The sequence below is a fragment of the Ectopseudomonas chengduensis genome (assembly GCF_900102635.1).
Taxonomy (GTDB): Bacteria; Pseudomonadota; Gammaproteobacteria; order Pseudomonadales; family Pseudomonadaceae; genus Aquipseudomonas; species Aquipseudomonas chengduensis.
On the sequence record NZ_FMZQ01000007.1, the window covers coordinates 76050 to 91834 of the forward strand.

The window sequence follows — 15785 nt, forward strand, 5'->3', positions numbered from 1 at the left end:
GCGCGCCTCCGTGCGAAGCACGCCATTGCCTGCCTGTCCTGCTTCGCTCAGTTACGAGCGATCACGAACGCTGCTTCGGCGTGCCTTGGCCCGCCTTGCCTCTCCAGCTGAATCAGCCTGGTCACGGTACTGGCTTTGATCTGGCCGGCGCGCACCAGCTGCTTGACCGACTCATCGGCTTCAGCGAGCAGTAGCATCTCGCTGACGTGCTCGACGGTGCGCTCTACGCCATCAGCCTTGCTGAAGCGAATGGCGATCTGTTGGTCGGTGAAGTTCTGATTGCTGAGCTTCAGGTAGGTCTCCGCGCGCTCTACCGGGTCGTCGCCGGCTGCTGGTGCTGTGGCCACCTGGTGGTCAAGCGTAAGCGCCAGCTGCTGCTCAGTCGGAGCAGACGTGGTGATAGCTGGGCCCAGCTCTGACAGCCTTGCGATCAAGGCATCGGGGTCGTTGAGGATTTCCCGCAACCCGTGGCGATGGAGCTGATTGCCGATCCTGAGCATATTGTCCCAGGACGAATGCCCGCCCTTCTTGAACGACACCACACCGAAGCGCGCCAGGTAGTGCACCACCTCAGACGGGGCAACGTCGCTATGGGGGCCGTAGTACTCCAGCGCGCGATCCAGCTCGAACTCGTAGAACAGCGCAACGCTCTCTGCGTCGATATCGAACTCATTGGTCTCGTTCACGTGGGTGTAGTAGATACCACCCTTGTTGATCACACTTTCGGCATTGGCGGCCGCAGAGCTGGCGGAGCGCAGGCCCTCGTAGAAGCCGTGGAAGTGCTCATCGACGAAAGGAACCTCTACCTCGCGACGCATGTCGAGGTCGTCGGCAGAGAACTCCTGGTACTGCTCGGGCATGTAGTAGCGCATGCCGCGCTCGAATATCTCGCGGTACTCGTTCAGCGCGGTGAAAGGCCGCTGATAGGCATAGCGCCCCCAGTACAGGTCAATCGTCAGGATTTCCTTCATGCCGAGCAGCTGGAACCGTGGTTCCTCGCCAGCTCGGTGAGCGCGATGGGCCTCATCTGCATCGATGGTCAAGGCGTAGCGCAGCAGCTCCAGGCACAGGTCCGGCGAGTAGGCATTCGCTGCGATCTTGATACGGCCGGTTTCCTCGTTGAAGGACCGCGCAATCCAGTTGCGGCCTTTCGGGTCGTAGTGGCGCGCCTTGAGGTAATTGCGGAAGTCGTTCAGCGGCTTCATCCAGGCATGCTTGCCGGTTTCCTCGGCCAGCATGTTCTCCATGCTCCGGTCTGAAGCCACGCGCAGGCACAACCAGCAACCGTGCCTCGCCCCGCAGCCGGTCTTGCGCTCTACACCGTTGTCCCGAACGAAGGCGTTCACCATGCATTCACCGGCCGCATCGCGGTAAACCTCGGTCAGCGCTTTGAAATCGCTGTAGGTCTTGATCCGGTCATTGGTCACCATGGCCAGGAAGGTGAATATGTCGTCGGTCGTGAAGTCGGCGATGGGACTCAGAACCCAAGCGGGTTTCTTGTTCGGCTTGGCGGTGTTCACCGGCTCGATTGCGCTCTCGCCGCGCGCTTCCATGTTGCGCTCACGAACGGCCGACTCATCTCGGCGGGTGCCGATCAGGACAACCACGTTATCCTCGCTGTAGGCCGCGCCCATCTCTTTCTTCAGAACAGCCTTGATCTGCCGCTTGGTGCGGTCGAGCGGGTCCTTCTTGAGCTGCTGCTGGCACTTGGCGGAGTTGCCCGGTAGGGACGCAATGGTACGGCCGCCGATGATGGATACAAGCCAGTTCTCTGTCAGGTTGGGCGAGCAGACCCAGACGCGAACGGGGAGGCCGTTTTCCAGGGCGAAGGCCTTCAGGGCGCGAATCTCGCCCTGGCTGTACGCTTCCACCACCGGGTTCTCCACGCGGGTATTGCTGGTCATGACGTGGAACTCAGGAACGGCAAAGCCGGATTCCTTGAGCTGTTGCATCGCCATAAGAGTAAGCGCGACCATGACGCTGCTGTCCTTGCCGAAGGACGAGGCCCCGATAAACCGCTTGCCATCCAGGATGTGGCGCTTGATCACCGCGACAGCGTTGGCCACCTTTTCGTCGAAGCTAAGCTCAACGATAGGACCGGATACCGGGGCGGCGTCTTCGAAAAGAGAGGTGGCGATCAGTTGCATCTGGGCAGCTCCGGCCTGCTTCGTATTCTTGATATTGTATATTCATAATCAAGAAAACAAAAGCAGAGAATGAGCCTTTAGGTATGCGCAAGCGCGCCGCGCCCCTCCGTGCGCAGCACGCGCTATGAGCTACGCATGTTTGCCCTGCGCCTCCTGCGCTCGGCGACGCTCCCAGTTATCAAAGTCTGCTTGCGTGGCACCGCAAGAGCCCACGGAACAGCCATGCTCGTGGCATTCCGTGCTATTGCAAATTGCGCGGTAACCGGTCCCACCACAAAAATCGCATCCACCACTAGATTGGCAGTGCGTGCAACGAAATACCTCGCCAACCCGGCCCACTCTGGACCCTCCAGCATCTTGAACGCCTACGTTGAGACGCTGCGAGGCGGGCTTGGCACTGAACTGAGACATAGCGTTCTCCTTGTCGAATGGTTGGGCAGGGGCTTGATAGCGACGCACGCGCAGCGCCTTTATAGCGAAACGCTGGCTTAGTCGAATGGATCGGCAACTGCCAAGCAATCACTTGGGCTTGATCAGATATTTGCGATGGCAATCGACACCGATACCCCATACACCCATGTATCCAGGGTCCTCGACATCCGCTGCCTCTTCTTCGGTCGACGCCCAGTCACCTCCACCGACTACAACCGCCTGGTGCTTGAACGGCTCTTTCACAGCTTTACCGCAGATAGCGCAAGGGGTCTCACCCTCACGCAGCTTCTTCTCGTTCTCGGAGTATCGATCCCCACTGAAAGGGGAAACGGTGTAGCGATTCAGCTCTGCCATGATCCACGTTCCATTGAGATTCAAGTGGGGTGCTAGAGATGGGTGTCCAGGCCGGTTACGCTGGTGAAGATGGCCTGAAGGTTGTCGGCGTAAACCAGCTCTTCGACGGAGTGCTCCTTGTACTGGGGCATCCCCTTGGAACTGAACACCTTGCCGAAGGTTACGGTGTAGGTGTCGCTAGGGGCCAGCTCGATCTTGACGTAGTTGATCCCGTCCTTGGCGAAGCGCGACGGCAGCTTGAGCTGCAGGCCAGTCTCGATGGCGAAAATGTCGCGAGCGCCAGTCATCGTGATGAAGCGATTACCGCCGAGCTGGCGCAGGATGGTGTTGGCGGTCTGCATCTTTTCGTTCTGCTGAGCGGGAGCGGTCATGGGCTTTCTCCTGGGTGGGCGTTCCTGTTGCTTGATATTGTATATTCGTTATCAAGCAAGTGGAAGCCCTTTCTTCTCAGCGACAGTCAAACGGTATCTCTTCCAACCGCATATGCCACGGGTTGAAGAAGTCCTGCTGGGTGCGCGTGTGGTGCACCAGGGCAGCATCAAGCGGGGCCAGGGTCTTCTCGAAGCGGCTGGCACTGGTGCCGTCTACCGAGTGCGCCCCGGCCGCAGCGCACAGCGCGATCCGCTTGGCACTGTTGACCCGACCGACATGCATGTAGCAGTTGCGGCGGCGCGCCAGCTGGCCCCACATATTCACCGTGGCCAGCTTCCATTCCGTGTCGCCACCAACGAACAGGCCAACGGCTGGCGACAGCAGGTCGCGCACGTCGTCCGGCTCCATCCCGTTTTGCACCGCCAGCAGCAACCTGGTGGGAATACCCTCAAGACGCTGCAACCAACGTAGCGAGAACTCCAGCGAGGCCATGCCGCCCGCCACGATGTCAGGTAGGACTATCCAGTCGGCCGACTCACCCAGCAGCTCGACCGCCCGGCCAAACGCCAGCTCGTCAAAGGCTTCACCCTGCTGAAATGCAGTCCATGCGCCGTTATCCAGCGCGTAGCGCATCCCTTCCGTGCGCAGCACGCCCTTGGCTGACACCAGCAAGCGCCAGCCGGCCGCGCGCATAGCTGCCAGGTTACGACGGGTGCCTGTGCGGCTTGCGTAGGAAACCATGGGCAGCGGCATGGGCGGCATGCGCTCCTCGATCTCGGGGTCCACGTCGGCGCTGCCATCAACACCGTAGTAGTCGGCATAGGCCATGACCGCCTGCGCGTATCCGATCCGGCTCCCCGACTGGTAGGGCTTCATCCAGGCAGGCTGCTGATACTGGTCCGCTTGGGGCTGCTGGTGCATGGCGCTCATGCCTGCAGCACGTCGCTGTAGAAGAACGCATACAGCCAGCCTGCCTCCCAGGAAGAGGCGAGCGGCGAAAGAAGAGCGGGGCGGTCTTCCAGCTCATGGCCAGCCTCGTACGCTTCCATGCCAAGCGCATAGGCGTTCACGCGCGCTTCGGCGATGGCTGGCGTATCGCTCTGAAGCTGTGCTTTCTCGAAGTCAACGCGCAGGTTGAGGGATTGGTCAAAGGTGGTCATGGCGTGATCCTCGCGTTAGAAACCGAAAGCCATCTGGTCGCGCTGCATAGCGCCGATCAGTTGCACCGGCACGGCCGGCGTCTTGGCGAACTTCTGCGCCAGCAGTTCGTCATAGCGATCAAGAATGGAATGGTGATCGAGATAGCTGGCGCTGAGGCCAACTGCGCCAGCCACTGTCTGCCGCACGTCAGCAATGATTGCTGCCTCGTCCAGGGTCGGGCGACGGGTCGGCCAGCCTTGCTGGTACTCCAGGCCTTCAGGGATTCGCGCCTCGGCCATCTCGCGAACGCGCGCTGCTTCTTTGGCCAGCGCCAGGCGGTCAGCCAGCTCGCTACCGAGCAGGTGCGGGGCGACATCGCCAAGCCAGTTGTTCGACTGGAAGGCAAAGGTTGAGGTCGCTTCCAACTCAACCATGGTGCGGTAGATATCCTGGTTGTCCGGGCAGGTGGTCGAGGCGATCAGGTCACCGGCTGACGACATGATGCAGAACACGCACGAGACGCGGGTCATCAGGTACTTGGTATACGCCTCGTGCAGCTCGATACCACGGCGCGCGATGGCCGCCTTCACTTCGCCGATGGTCCACTCAATGACCGGGTTCCAGGTGATGCCTGCGGCGTTCTTCTGTGCCAGGCGCGGGTCATCCTTGGCCACGGCAGCCTTCTTGCGACCGGCGCTCTCTTCGCGGCGGATGCCCGTGACGTTGATGATCTCCTGGCCCTTGAAGCGCTTCTTCAGCTCGCTGGCGATCACGGCCGATTTCAGCTCGGACGTGCAGAAACGCATGCTCGGCGTGCTCCAGGGGAGGATCAGCTTCACGCAAGACAGACTCTCGTAGCGCGCGACGTTGTTGTCCCAGCGGGTCTGCCAACGCTCCATCATGCCGCCTGCTTTGCGACGCACGGTTACCAGCTCCAGACCGAGGGTGGCCGCCAGCCCTTCACATTTGCTCTGGCTCTGCCGCCACTCAACCGAGCCCAAGTCAGCATGCACCAGCAGGCGCGGGCCTGTGTGGCCAATGCCTACGGGTTTATAGGCTTTACAAAAAGTTCGTTGTTTATACCTTACCGCCGCTTACGCCGATAGCGACCACGGCATTGCGCGCCAGCATCTCGTCGACCTGGGGAGTGGTGGCTACTTCGGGTTGTTGGCTCATGCTCTGCGTCCTCTATCCTGCGCCAGCGCCGGCAAGCGGCGTTTCGTGTGCTTGATATTGTATATTCGTTATCAAGGCAATGGAAGCGCGCAGGCACAAAAAAGCGCCCCTCAAGGCGCTTGTTTTGCTATCCGGCGGGGCAGGGCGATCAGCTTGCAGCGTCACCCCAGGCCTCGATCTTCAGGTGAGTTACGTCGGTGCTCTTCACCCCCTTGTATTCGTCGTGCTTCTTCACCTTGAAGCGTGCCTTGAACTGCTGGCCGATAGCGCCGGCCTCAGTCACGTAATCCGGGGCGGAGCCGGTTTTCCAGCTCAGCTTGTTACCGTCGGCGTCACGGAAATTCAGGCGAATCTGTGGCCCGAAGCGGCCATTGAAGTGCACCACCCGCTCGACAGTGAACTCGCCGACGATCTTCTCTCCGGGCTTGCCAACGTAGCTCGATGGGATTGCGGCCTGTGCACTCTCGGCCAGGTGACGCAGGTAGGCGGGCACAGCGCCAGCAGCGAACGCCAGGTGCTTGTTATCCATCAGCAGATCATCAGACGACAGCAGGACCTTCACATTGCGGTCAAAGGAGGAACTGCACTCCATGGCGGCATACCACTCCACGATCTTCTCCGCCGTGTCGTGCAGGCGCGAGGCGGCATCGGAATATGCGTCCATCAGTGCTTTGTCGTTGCGCAGCGCGTGAGGCAGGCTGCATGCGAGACGGTAGGTAGGCTCCTCCGACAGGTCGCGCGCTTTCGCGGCCGACATAAAGCCGTAGCGCTCGCTCACGAACAGCACGCGCATGAGGTAGTCGATGGTGCCGTAGGAGGTCGGGCCGCCGCCGTACCCTGCGTCAGGGTCGCTGTAGTCCACCAGTTTGTGGAAGCTGTAGAGCTGGGCCAGGAACAGCGCAGCGGCGGGGTTGATGCCGGTGAAGTCCTCCAGGCAAGTGCTACCGACCTCTTTGTACTCGCCTGTGGCTTCATCCTTGAGGATGTAGCTCAGCTTGCGAGCGCGGCGAGTGTTGCAGTGCTGGCAGGACACACTGCCCGAGCGGTGCTGCTCTGCGTGGTCGTGGTCTTCCTGATCTGTGGATACCACGAACAGCAGATTGTCACCCTGGCGGCTGTGCTTCTCTACCTGGGCTACCACACGCCAGTTGCCGAGCTTGATGATCGGGTAGTCGAGGTCGATGCGAAGCATGCGTACCAGTTGCGGCGCGCGCGTGGGATCGTTCAACTCGCTGGTCTTGGCACGCACCAGCATTGTGACGATAGCCTCGCCGTCGTTGGCTTCCTCGGTCTTGATGGTGTACAGCTCGGCAACTGGCTCGCCCGCAACGATAGGCTCCAGCCCGAACTTCGTGGCCTTGGCGTTGAGCGCGGCCAGGCGCTTCTTGAAGTCCTCGTGCTGATTCAACGGCACCAGTACCTGGGAAGAGTTGCGCTCGGTGTTGGCCATGCTGAGGTCTCCTGTAGGGCATGCCTTGCGATGTTTGATATTGTATATTCGTTATCAAGATATGGCAAGGGCCGTGCGGTTAGCGCTACAGGAGCTTCTCCCGCTCCGCCGCCATGCGGCGCGCCTGAATGCTTGAACTATAGGTTAAATTTACGTTGCTAATGCTTGAAGTATAGAACATACTAAAAGCGTATCTACAGACCCCTCGCTCTTTTACGCGACATAGACGGACGCACCACCATGACCTTTGCAGCATTCGAGATTACCCAGGAAGATGTCGAGAACGTATTGCGCAATCACCTGGAAAATGTCGTTAATCCTGAAGGGGAGCCCCTAGAAGCCGTCGCGAAAGCCTTGTTTGATCAAGGCGCGATTGACTTCGCCCGCGTTGAAAAAGCCGCTCTTGATTCTTCTTGTGACCTTGATGAGCAAACTCAGGGCGCATACGACGAGATCAAAGACATCCTTGTCGAGATCGGCGCACTCGCCTTCTGAACGACTGGCTGAACATCAATCTGAGGAAATTCACCGATGAGCACGAAGCCGGAAATGAAGCTGGCCGACCTTTTCTGGAAGCTGGACGCGCTTGCAGATAGCACTGTACTCAGTGACGAAGCCAGCACAGCTGCTCGTGATGCAGCACGTGCTCTGCGTGAGGTAGCCCGTACGCTGGGCGTCGATACGACACAAGGGGCTGACAGCATTAGCGCCGCTGTTGAAGCGCTTCAAGAGCGTTTCCGCCAGGCCCGTGAACAAGTTACCAGTCGAGGATAAGCAGATCATGGCAAATCACTGGCCCCGTGGTGGGCAAGCGAAGACTTCTGTTGTGGCCAACACAATGGCTGAGTTCGTCAAGAAGCAAGAGCAAGCGAACCGCATTGAAGGTCAGTTCGACGCCCTACGTGATCGTGTCGTCGCTGCCGGCTATGGCAACAAGTACAGCGATGAGGAAGTGGCTGAGATGCGCACCGAAATGGCGGTGCTGTCGAGCCAGTACTTCGACCTTACAGGCCTCACGCTGAAGTAACGAGGAACCCCCACATGGCCAAAGTCACGCTTAACATGGGTAAGAGCAGAAGCCCGCGCCAGCTCAAGAAACTGTGCGCAAAGGCAAAGGGACTACTACTGACGCTGGGCCACAAGAACGGCGAGTTCCAGAAGGATATGGAGCAGTTGACTGTCAAAGGTCGCGAACACCTTGTGATGATCGACTGGCATGTCACCGGCTGTAGCTACACCGGAAACGTCGACGACTGCACAGCGTGGGAGAAGCTGGTTCGCCTCGTGCAGTCGGATACTGCCGACTTTTCCGGCCGGTCAGATAATCCGCTCCGCACAAGCTTGACCAAGACGCACGACATCTGCCGCTTTGCCCGCGCCCTCGTGGCGCAACAGCGCGCACGCGCCCTGGCTGCATAGGCCAATCACGATGAGTCGCCTTGAGTTTTGGGCTTACAAACATGGCTACTGCGGAAAAATCATCCCAAGGTCAGTTCGGAAACTCTGTGCTAAGACGGCACTTCACCGCGCTTGGTTGTCCGGTCGTAACTATTGCAAATGGGGTTGGAAGGAATCATGAAAACCAGCAACTACAAGGGTTTTGAGCTGGATTGGGTAGAGGAAAAGCAGGTGTTCGCCATTTCCTTGGAAGGTGATCATGTTAGCCATGTTCCGACTATCGAAATCGGTGAGAAGTGCATTGACTTCTACCATGAGGCATCCGACGTTTCTTTCAATCTCCATCGCAAGCGTGCTGAGGCTGCTCGGCAAGCAGAGCGCGACAACGCTGGCCCCGAGCCGGAGCTAGCAACGGAAGGCAAACCAAACGTGGCCTGGGTGAAGTGGTATCGGGCAATTAGCGGTTGTGGGCTACGTGAAGCATACGAAGCCGCCGTGCTGCGTATTTCGCAGGCATGATCAAGGTAACCACGAAGGAACCTTCACTTCCATGATTCTCAACAAGAACGAATGCCAGGCCGCCGGCCTTGACCCTGCCGAGGTAGCCAAGATTGCGCGTGGCATATCACGCTACGCCAAGCAGGCACAGGCGCTTGGGGTGCAAGTTTTCGGCGGCGGCACGGGCGGGCAGTTGCGGTTCTCTGACGGCGGCAGTGGCGATCTTATCCTGGCGCACCTTGACGGTAATTTCGACGGTGGCGACGGGGCGAATGCCCTGGACGCTGACGGACTGCTGCGCGGCGAATACGCATAACGACCTGAAAGGAACCCTCCCCATGCCCAAGCGCCGCACCTTCGCAGCCGCCGAGCACCAAGCCGTTTACGACCAGCTACGAACGATGACCCCGCGCCCAGACCCCGAGAAGCTTCGCGGCATGGGTGGTGGTGGCAACGCTTACGCTGTCGGCTACACCCAGCCGGACGCGCCTAACAGGTTGTTTCCGCGCGGCTCGCGAGCCTATGCCCACTGGGCGGCCGGCGTGGACAACGCCCGCGATGATTCCAAGGCAGCAGGCAATCCAGCGTCTAACTCTTAAGGAATCCAGTCATGCAGTCTGAAGGCACCTGGCAGCAAGTGGAACCATGCACCAAATGCGGAAACCACGAAGGGTGGTACGAGAAGCGGGTTTGCAAGTACATCCAGTTTTTCGACGCAAATGGGGATGCCTTTGATGCCGGCAACATGGAGCGCGTGCGCGGTGGTGAGCGCCGGTTCTGCATGGGGTGCCACAAGGATATAACCGACCAAATCAAGAAGGTTCCACGTTAGAGCGAACCACCCGCCTGTACAGTGTCAGCCGGCGGCTTCGGCTACAAGCCGATCAGCTGGATATTGCCGCATGAACTCGGCGCTTTGCTCTGCTGGCGCATGCAGCCAGTCGCCGTATGCGCCAGCCGGAAGAATCACGACCATCCGCCTTTCGTCGCCTGGCCGGTGAAAGTTGCGCATCAGCGGATGATCGTCGGCGCTCACTGTGAGCATCGTGAAGCTCAGTACCTCGCGACCGTCAGGATTCCGCCAGCGATCCCATAGGCCGGCGATGCCGAGCAACTGCCCGTCTGCCCGTTCGATTCGTGTCGGTATCGGCTTGCCAGTGCGCCAGTCAGGTTCGTAGATCGCGCGGGCAGGGATGATGCAGTGACGCGCCAGCTTCCAGGCGTCCCGGTAGGATGGCTTCGACGCAACAGTTTCCGACCGGGCGTTGTACGTCCTTCGCGCCAGCTTGGTGTCTTTTGCCCAGAACGGCAGCAGGCCGAATACCCCAGCGCCAGCAACCAGCGCTGGCGCTGCCGCATCACTGGTATCCGCCAGACCGGATGCCCGGATGAATGGGCCGATGTACCCCGGCCACAGTTCGCGCTGCACTGGTTCATCGAGCGTGACGCCAAAGGCGCTGGCCAGATCGGCGACGCTCGGAGCCTCGTATCGGCTGCACATAAACCCTCCTGCTGGTGCTGGTTTAGCTGGCTCGCTATGCTATATGTATAAACATACAGTATTCACGAGCAATACCCATGACCCTGACTCAAGTGCTTGGGCGCGTTCGGCCGTCCCGAATCCGCGTCCCATTCTATGCCTGCCGCGTAAGTGCCGGGTTTCCAAGCCCTGCTGATGACTTCGCGGAAGCGGCGTTGTCCCTGGACGAACTGACCGAAGTTCGCGCGCCCAGTACCTACCTGGTGCGCGTTGGCGGCGATAGCATGATCGAACGGGGCATCTTCAACGGGGACGTGCTGGTGGTGAATCGGGCCCTGGATGCCGTCTCCGGTGACGTTGTGATCGCCTGCATCGGCGGTGAGTTCACAGTCAAGGAGGTTTCCTTCAGACAGGGCCATCCGCCCATGCTGGTGCCAGCCAACTCCAAGTATCAACCGATCTACCTGCGTGATGGCGAGGAGAATGATCTGTTCGGCGTGGCCACCTACTGTCTCCACAAGTTGCGGCGCTGAAGCATGTTCGCCCTGGTTGACTGCAAAAACTTCTACGTCAGCGTCGAGCGCCTATTTCAGCCGGCGTTACGCGGGCGTCCCGTTGTCGTGCTCAGCAGCAACGACGGCTGTGTCGTCAGTCGTAGCGACGAAGCCAAAAGCCTCGGTATCAAGATGAGTCAGCCGTTCTTTCAACTTCGCGACCTGGTGCGCTCGCACGGCCTGGTGATGTGCAGCTCGAACTTTGCGCTTTACGCTGATCTGTCCCAGCGTGTTGCCACCGTGTTGCGCGAGATGGCACCTCGCTGCGAACAGTACTCCGTCGACGAGTGTTTCCTGGCGCTCGATGGCGTCATGGGCGACCTCGATGCCCTGGGCCGGGAGATTCGCCGTCGAGTGCTGAAGGAAGTCGGCATTCCGGTCGGCGTTGGCATCGCGCCAACCAAAACGCTGTCCAAGCTGGCGAGCTTCGCCTCGAAGAAGTGGCCGAAAACAGAGGGGGTTGTCGATCTGCGAGACCCTGCGCGCCAGCGGCGATTACTCAGCCTGCCAGTGATGACTGTCGATGAGGTCTGGGGAATTGGTCGCCGCCATACAGAGCGCCTGAACGCCATGGGCATCACTCACGCTATCCAGCTCGCAGAGTTTGATCGTAAAACCCTACGGCGGCTCTTCAACGTCAACGTTGAACGGACAGCGAGAGAGCTTGCAGGGGAGCGCTGCTTTGATCTTGAAGACAGCCCGGTGCCAAAGCAAATGATCGCTTGCACTCGATCCTTCGGTGAACGGGTTTACGAGCTGGCGCTGCTGGAGCAGGCGGTGGCCACCTATGGCTGCCGCGCCAGCGAGAAACTGCGCGGCCAGCACCAGCTATGCCGGATGGTGCAGGTGTTCGTCAGCACCGGGACGTTCACCGAGGGTGATGCGAGATATAGCCGTAGCGCCAGCGTGCCGATGCCATACCCGAGCGCCGACTCCCGCGATATTGTCGAGGCGGCGCAGGCTGGACTGCGCGCTATCTACGTCAGCGGGCCCGCGTACGCCAAAGCTGGTGTGATCCTCATGGATTTCGTTGGAGATGGCCACTTCACCGATGATCTGTTTGCCCCGGCACCTCGCCCGAATAGTCACCGCGTCATGAGCGTGATGGATGAAATCAACCGCCGGCAGGGGCGCAATACGTTACGCCTGGCGCGCACGCTCAGTGACACAGGCTGGAGCATGAAGCGTGAACGCATGAGCAAGCGCTTCACCACGTCCTGGTCGGAACTGCCGATTGCGTATTGAGCGAACCATTTGATAGGAGAACGTTGATGCTCGATCCCGTAGTAATCACACGCGCTATGCGCACGTTGACCATCCCGCTCAAGGGCATCTACTTCGACCAGATTGCCGCCGGCATCAAACCCGAGGAGTTCAGGCTGGTTACGCCGTTCTGGCGGCGACGCCTGGTAGGGCAGGACTACGATCTGATTGAGCTGACGCGGGGCTACCCCAAGCGGGGCGATACCTCGCGGCGGCTGGTGCTGCCCTGGAAGGGATACAGGATCATCACGATCTGTCATCCGCACTTCGGACCCGATCATGTCGAAGTGTTCGCCATTGATGTTGCCAGGCCTGCGCCAGCAGAGATGAAGATTGGCGATTGGATCGAATACGACCTCGTGACCCCGCGTCGGCATACCCGCGCCAGGCTGATAGCGAATCAGGATGATCTCGTGACGGCCGGCAGTCTTCTGGCCGATCCAACCAGCGGCTGGCGTGCGGCGACTCGTGACTGGGGCCAAGCGGCTTGAAGCGCTAACGACAGGCCCGCTGTACCTGAGCCTTCGTTATCTCCAGCATTGTGGCCGCCGAGGGCAGGCTGGCCCCGGTATGGAGCGCCAGCTCAGCACCGAAATCGCGACAGGCTGTACAGCAGCGAATCTATCGAAGGGTTAGGTACAGCCGATGTACCCCACTCTTCGGTCCGTCGATCATGTCCTAGGCCCCGCTTCAGGGAGCCCCACCCTCTGAGGCGATGCATACCACGCCCACTGCGACCTATCGAAGGGTCAGGTACGGTGACCAGCTGAGTGCACCCTGTACCTGACCCTTCGATTCATCACCAGCGCCTGCAGCACTGCCACTTCCCCCCGTACCTGAGTCTTCGTTCAGGTTTGCTCAGGCTGCACTGCAGCGCCAGCACCGAGTACCAAGCCCCCCCCACGAGATCGAAGAGTCAGGTACGCCCCAGGTACGCTGGCGCTGGAACCGCTGCGTCTGGATCGAAGAGTAAGGTACGTTCCAGGCTGAGAGGAAGGAAAACGCCCACCACACGCGCGACAGCGCCATCTGGACGCTCATTTAAGGAGCACAAAACGAAGAGTCAGGTACAGGAAAGCATCAGCAATCGGTCGTTTCTTAGGTGATGCGAGAAAAAACCAATGGAATCAGGCGATTGCGAGATAACTGGAAAAATAGAACACAGCTTGCGCACAGGATGCACACAGCTTGTCAACAGAAAATAGGGGGGTTACACACAGAGAATCGAAGACCTAGGTACGGCCTCGAAGGGTGAGGTACGCAGAACGTAGGGCAGAGTACACGAAACGAAGCTTGAGGTGCGAGCAACGTAGTCCTGGGTACGTGAAACGTCGAGCTGGGTACGGGATATCGAAGGGCCAGGTACAGGCATTATGAGCGCAAACCAGGCAGGACGTGGCCTCCGCGCCGGTTAAAAGCACCTCTAACCTGTTCCCTAACCGGGTCTCTAACCCGCTTTTGCTTCACCTGCTTTAAAACCAGAAAAAAATAACCTGTTTGCTACCGACTTAACCCGCGCATCGCGAGAGCCGGCGGGACATGATGCGGTGGATAACTCAGAATCACCAGGCCTGGCGAGCAATACAGCCATATCGTACCCCAACCTTCGATGCCTGCACCTGAGCCTTCGATGACCGTACCTTGAACTTCGCTGATCCAGCCTATCGGTATGGAGCACATCGTTTATCTAGAAGAATAAGTTCCTAAACTTCCATTGAACGCGGTGGTATGGACATATAACCTTTGTGGTCAGGAATTGATCAACCTTCTGAGACGACATCATGACAGCCACCGCAGAGATGAGCGAAGAAGGAGAAAGGAAGCTACGTACCCAGAAAGACCTGGCACAGCTTCAGGTCCAGGGCGTTCTACCGTACTTCAATCCGACCATCTACGAGATGGCCAATCCCATTGTGCGTTCCGCACTCTTCGGTCTATCCAAGCACAAGCAGTACTACCAGGACTGGGTAACCACGTTCTCTGTCGGTGGCGGGACCTTGGAGCAGCGCGGGCCATCTCTCAATACCGATCACGAGGAGTTGTGGGGTAGGCTGCTTACTTACGCCAGGGGCACATCGCTGACGAAAGGCATCCACGTCCGTATCGTTGACCTGATACGCGATCTGAACTACAGCACAGGTGGCCCTAACTTCGTTCGCGTTTCCAAGATGCTCAGCGATCTTGAATCAGCCAGCGTGCGCATCTCTCACAAGCCAGCTCTCAAGCGCCTATATGAGCTGCTGACGGACAAAAACCTGGGCAAGCGCGCTGACGGCAAATTTCTGGTTGAGCTAATCCGCAACCGCTACAGCGAGCACCTGAAGGCCATCCAGGCAGCGCTGGCCAGCGACAGCAATGAACCTGTTTTCGTTACCCTTCGCTTCATCGAGAGGTTGACGACGCACCCTGTCTCCGGCCGCGAAGTTATCAGCCTCGATCCGATGACATGTCTGTTCTTCGATGGCGTCAATACAACGCTCATCCCGTACAAGGTTCGCGAGAAGCTCAATCCGATTTCGAAGCGGCTGCTGACCTTCATAGGCTCTCACCGTGATGGCGTGTACCGCATGCGCTTGCACTATTACTTCATGCTGGTTGGCTACAAAGGCGACTACACGAAGCTGGAGCGCAAGTTCAAATCTGAGTTCATCAAGACCTGTACCGCCCTCGAAGAAAACGATTACATCAAGCCCGGCTGGGGTGTGGCACGCAATGACGATCACGAGTGGATGGTCTTCGGGCTCCAGATTGGAGATGCCGCTCGCGTGAAGGAAGCGATGGAAGAGTACGCTGCCGCTGACGATGGTGATGATCGAACTCCCTTTGATCTCGATGCCGAGGACATCACCGATGTCGCTGTCGAGAACGGAGACTTATTCGACAACGTTGTACCTGAGTCTTCGATCTAGGGCATCAGGGCATTTTTTCAGCGCCAGCACCTGGTAAATTCGGTAACGAGAAGGTAGCGCGTTACCGAGCTGGTGGTCGTCACCCAGCACGCTCAGGCCAGATCGTTCTGGCCAACACCAGTGCTGTCGTTATCAGGCTGTACCTGTGTCTTCGATGAACGTGACCAATCGATGTCGACAGGGCAAGAACTCATCGAAAACCCTATCGCCATTCCGCCTTTGGATTGTCTAGTGATTTTCGGTGACCTTTGGCGATTGACCGCCAAGGGACTCTATGCGAAGTTAGAAAATCGCTGTGTGGCCAGCGCGCACCCAGTTACTTTGCCCCTTCACCGGGGGCTGCGAAGTGGATTCAGCCACCAACTTTCGGGTTGACTTGCTTTACAGGGGAAGCTACCTGGGGCCTCAGAAAACGGCTATCAGTTTGACTGGTAGCCGTTTTTTTATGCCTGAGCTTCGGCGACCTCTCGCGTTGCAAAAGCGTTTGGAGCCGCCGCGTAATCGACATCCCGTGAATATCGAATGAGTACTGGTGATCAGCTTTAGAATTCCTCGATAGGCACTTCCAAAGGTCAGCACAACTGACCATAATGCAGAGTGATATCACAGGTC

The 15785-nt window shown here is 58.8% G+C and carries 20 protein-coding genes; 12 read left to right on the top strand and 8 right to left on the bottom strand.

The window, feature by feature from the left end:
* Positions 1–47 precede the first annotated feature (47 nt).
* The 7 genes from BLS08_RS12520 to BLS08_RS12555 all read right to left on the bottom strand — a co-directional run bounded on the left by BLS08_RS12520 (position 48) and on the right by BLS08_RS12555 (position 7071).
* Positions 48–2147 carry an adenine nucleotide alpha hydrolase family protein gene (locus tag BLS08_RS12520; RefSeq protein WP_017362232.1) on the bottom strand — a complete coding sequence of 700 codons (2100 nt, stop codon included), beginning with the start codon at positions 2145–2147 and terminating at the stop codon, positions 48–50.
* A gap of 519 nt (positions 2148–2666) precedes the next feature.
* Positions 2667–2933, bottom strand: coding sequence for a hypothetical protein (locus BLS08_RS12530; protein ID WP_017362234.1), 267 nt, complete (start codon positions 2931–2933; stop codon positions 2667–2669).
* Between the two features lie 32 nt (positions 2934–2965).
* Positions 2966–3304: a hypothetical protein gene (locus BLS08_RS12535; protein ID WP_017362235.1), complete on the bottom strand. Its 339-nt coding sequence runs from the start codon at positions 3302–3304 to the stop codon at positions 2966–2968.
* Between the two features lie 76 nt (positions 3305–3380).
* Entirely contained in the window at positions 3381–4235 is an 855-nt protein-coding gene (locus BLS08_RS12540; RefSeq protein WP_231118703.1) for a hypothetical protein, read from the bottom strand.
* The gene (locus tag BLS08_RS12545; protein ID WP_017362237.1) at positions 4232–4465 is read right to left on the bottom strand and encodes a hypothetical protein; all 234 of its coding nucleotides are present in this window, start codon (positions 4463–4465) and stop codon (positions 4232–4234) included. The genes BLS08_RS12540 and BLS08_RS12545 overlap by 4 nt, the downstream gene beginning before the upstream one ends.
* Before the next feature lie 15 nt (positions 4466–4480).
* A complete protein-coding gene (locus BLS08_RS12550; RefSeq protein ID WP_244155379.1) occupies positions 4481–5368 on the bottom strand; it encodes a phosphoadenosine phosphosulfate reductase domain-containing protein in 888 nt (295 codons plus the stop codon).
* 401 nt (positions 5369–5769) lie between these two features.
* Entirely contained in the window at positions 5770–7071 is a 1302-nt protein-coding gene (locus tag BLS08_RS12555; RefSeq protein ID WP_017362239.1) for a hypothetical protein, read from the bottom strand.
* 240 nt (positions 7072–7311) lie between these two features.
* Here BLS08_RS12555 and BLS08_RS12560 point away from each other — a divergent pair, with 240 nt between their 5' ends.
* The 8 genes from BLS08_RS12560 to BLS08_RS12595 all read left to right on the top strand — a co-directional run bounded on the left by BLS08_RS12560 (position 7312) and on the right by BLS08_RS12595 (position 9799).
* The gene (locus BLS08_RS12560; protein WP_017362240.1) at positions 7312–7566 is read left to right on the top strand and encodes a hypothetical protein; all 255 of its coding nucleotides are present in this window, start codon (positions 7312–7314) and stop codon (positions 7564–7566) included.
* Positions 7567–7602: 36 nt separating this feature from the next.
* A complete protein-coding gene (locus tag BLS08_RS12565; protein WP_017362241.1) occupies positions 7603–7845 on the top strand; it encodes a hypothetical protein in 243 nt (80 codons plus the stop codon).
* A 7-nt stretch (positions 7846–7852) separates the two neighbouring features.
* Positions 7853–8098 (top strand): hypothetical protein, encoded by a 246-nt coding sequence (locus BLS08_RS12570; RefSeq protein WP_050413063.1) that lies wholly within the window; start codon positions 7853–7855, stop codon positions 8096–8098.
* 14 nt (positions 8099–8112) lie between these two features.
* Positions 8113–8490 carry a hypothetical protein gene (locus BLS08_RS12575; protein WP_017362243.1) on the top strand — a complete coding sequence of 126 codons (378 nt, stop codon included), beginning with the start codon at positions 8113–8115 and terminating at the stop codon, positions 8488–8490.
* 156 nt (positions 8491–8646) lie between these two features.
* A complete protein-coding gene (locus BLS08_RS12580; RefSeq protein ID WP_017362244.1) occupies positions 8647–8988 on the top strand; it encodes a hypothetical protein in 342 nt (113 codons plus the stop codon).
* A 31-nt stretch (positions 8989–9019) separates the two neighbouring features.
* The gene (locus BLS08_RS12585) at positions 9020–9283 is read left to right on the top strand and encodes a hypothetical protein (protein ID WP_017362245.1); all 264 of its coding nucleotides are present in this window, start codon (positions 9020–9022) and stop codon (positions 9281–9283) included.
* A 22-nt stretch (positions 9284–9305) separates the two neighbouring features.
* Positions 9306–9566 carry a hypothetical protein gene (locus BLS08_RS12590; RefSeq protein ID WP_017362246.1) on the top strand — a complete coding sequence of 87 codons (261 nt, stop codon included), beginning with the start codon at positions 9306–9308 and terminating at the stop codon, positions 9564–9566.
* A gap of 11 nt (positions 9567–9577) precedes the next feature.
* Positions 9578–9799: a hypothetical protein gene (locus BLS08_RS12595; RefSeq protein WP_017362247.1), complete on the top strand. Its 222-nt coding sequence runs from the start codon at positions 9578–9580 to the stop codon at positions 9797–9799.
* Positions 9800–9823: 24 nt separating this feature from the next.
* Here BLS08_RS12595 and BLS08_RS12600 read toward each other — a convergent pair whose 3' ends face one another.
* The gene (locus BLS08_RS12600; protein ID WP_017362248.1) at positions 9824–10468 is read right to left on the bottom strand and encodes an SOS response-associated peptidase; all 645 of its coding nucleotides are present in this window, start codon (positions 10466–10468) and stop codon (positions 9824–9826) included.
* A 77-nt stretch (positions 10469–10545) separates the two neighbouring features.
* Here BLS08_RS12600 and umuD point away from each other — a divergent pair, with 77 nt between their 5' ends.
* From umuD to trfA, 4 genes are all read left to right on the top strand, one after another.
* Positions 10546–10980 (top strand): translesion error-prone DNA polymerase V autoproteolytic subunit, encoded by a 435-nt coding sequence (umuD, locus tag BLS08_RS12605; protein WP_017362249.1) that lies wholly within the window; start codon positions 10546–10548, stop codon positions 10978–10980.
* A gap of 3 nt (positions 10981–10983) precedes the next feature.
* A complete protein-coding gene (gene umuC, locus BLS08_RS12610; protein WP_090336783.1) occupies positions 10984–12246 on the top strand; it encodes a translesion error-prone DNA polymerase V subunit UmuC in 1263 nt (420 codons plus the stop codon).
* 26 nt (positions 12247–12272) lie between these two features.
* Positions 12273–12755 (top strand): hypothetical protein, encoded by a 483-nt coding sequence (locus BLS08_RS26810; protein ID WP_017362254.1) that lies wholly within the window; start codon positions 12273–12275, stop codon positions 12753–12755.
* A gap of 1290 nt (positions 12756–14045) precedes the next feature.
* Positions 14046–15173: a plasmid replication initiator TrfA gene (gene trfA, locus BLS08_RS12620; RefSeq protein ID WP_017362255.1), complete on the top strand. Its 1128-nt coding sequence runs from the start codon at positions 14046–14048 to the stop codon at positions 15171–15173.
* Positions 15174–15785 lie beyond the last annotated feature (612 nt).

Excerpts from the sequence above, each read along its gene's own strand:
- BLS08_RS12585 (WP_017362245.1), top strand. The coding sequence starts at position 9,020 with ATGATTCTCAACAAGAACGAATGCCAGGCCGCCGGCCTTGACCCTGCC.
- BLS08_RS26810 (WP_017362254.1), top strand. The coding sequence starts at position 12,273 with ATGCTCGATCCCGTAGTAATCACACGCGCTATGCGCACGTTGACCATC.
- BLS08_RS12520 (WP_017362232.1), bottom strand. The coding sequence starts at position 2,147 with ATGCAACTGATCGCCACCTCTCTTTTCGAAGACGCCGCCCCGGTATCC.
- BLS08_RS12600 (WP_017362248.1), bottom strand. The coding sequence starts at position 10,468 with ATGTGCAGCCGATACGAGGCTCCGAGCGTCGCCGATCTGGCCAGCGCC.
- BLS08_RS12535 (WP_017362235.1), bottom strand. The coding sequence starts at position 3,304 with ATGACCGCTCCCGCTCAGCAGAACGAAAAGATGCAGACCGCCAACACC.
- BLS08_RS12530 (WP_017362234.1), bottom strand. The coding sequence starts at position 2,933 with ATGGCAGAGCTGAATCGCTACACCGTTTCCCCTTTCAGTGGGGATCGA.
- umuC (WP_090336783.1), top strand. The coding sequence starts at position 10,984 with ATGTTCGCCCTGGTTGACTGCAAAAACTTCTACGTCAGCGTCGAGCGC.
- BLS08_RS12560 (WP_017362240.1), top strand. The coding sequence starts at position 7,312 with ATGACCTTTGCAGCATTCGAGATTACCCAGGAAGATGTCGAGAACGTA.
- umuD (WP_017362249.1), top strand. The coding sequence starts at position 10,546 with ATGACCCTGACTCAAGTGCTTGGGCGCGTTCGGCCGTCCCGAATCCGC.
- BLS08_RS12595 (WP_017362247.1), top strand. The coding sequence starts at position 9,578 with ATGCAGTCTGAAGGCACCTGGCAGCAAGTGGAACCATGCACCAAATGC.
- BLS08_RS12545 (WP_017362237.1), bottom strand. The coding sequence starts at position 4,465 with ATGACCACCTTTGACCAATCCCTCAACCTGCGCGTTGACTTCGAGAAA.
- BLS08_RS12580 (WP_017362244.1), top strand. The coding sequence starts at position 8,647 with ATGAAAACCAGCAACTACAAGGGTTTTGAGCTGGATTGGGTAGAGGAA.
- BLS08_RS12575 (WP_017362243.1), top strand. The coding sequence starts at position 8,113 with ATGGCCAAAGTCACGCTTAACATGGGTAAGAGCAGAAGCCCGCGCCAG.
- BLS08_RS12570 (WP_050413063.1), top strand. The coding sequence starts at position 7,853 with ATGGCAAATCACTGGCCCCGTGGTGGGCAAGCGAAGACTTCTGTTGTG.
- BLS08_RS12565 (WP_017362241.1), top strand. The coding sequence starts at position 7,603 with ATGAGCACGAAGCCGGAAATGAAGCTGGCCGACCTTTTCTGGAAGCTG.
- BLS08_RS12590 (WP_017362246.1), top strand. The coding sequence starts at position 9,306 with ATGCCCAAGCGCCGCACCTTCGCAGCCGCCGAGCACCAAGCCGTTTAC.
- trfA (WP_017362255.1), top strand. The coding sequence starts at position 14,046 with ATGACAGCCACCGCAGAGATGAGCGAAGAAGGAGAAAGGAAGCTACGT.
- BLS08_RS12555 (WP_017362239.1), bottom strand. The coding sequence starts at position 7,071 with ATGGCCAACACCGAGCGCAACTCTTCCCAGGTACTGGTGCCGTTGAAT.
- BLS08_RS12540 (WP_231118703.1), bottom strand. The coding sequence starts at position 4,235 with ATGAGCGCCATGCACCAGCAGCCCCAAGCGGACCAGTATCAGCAGCCT.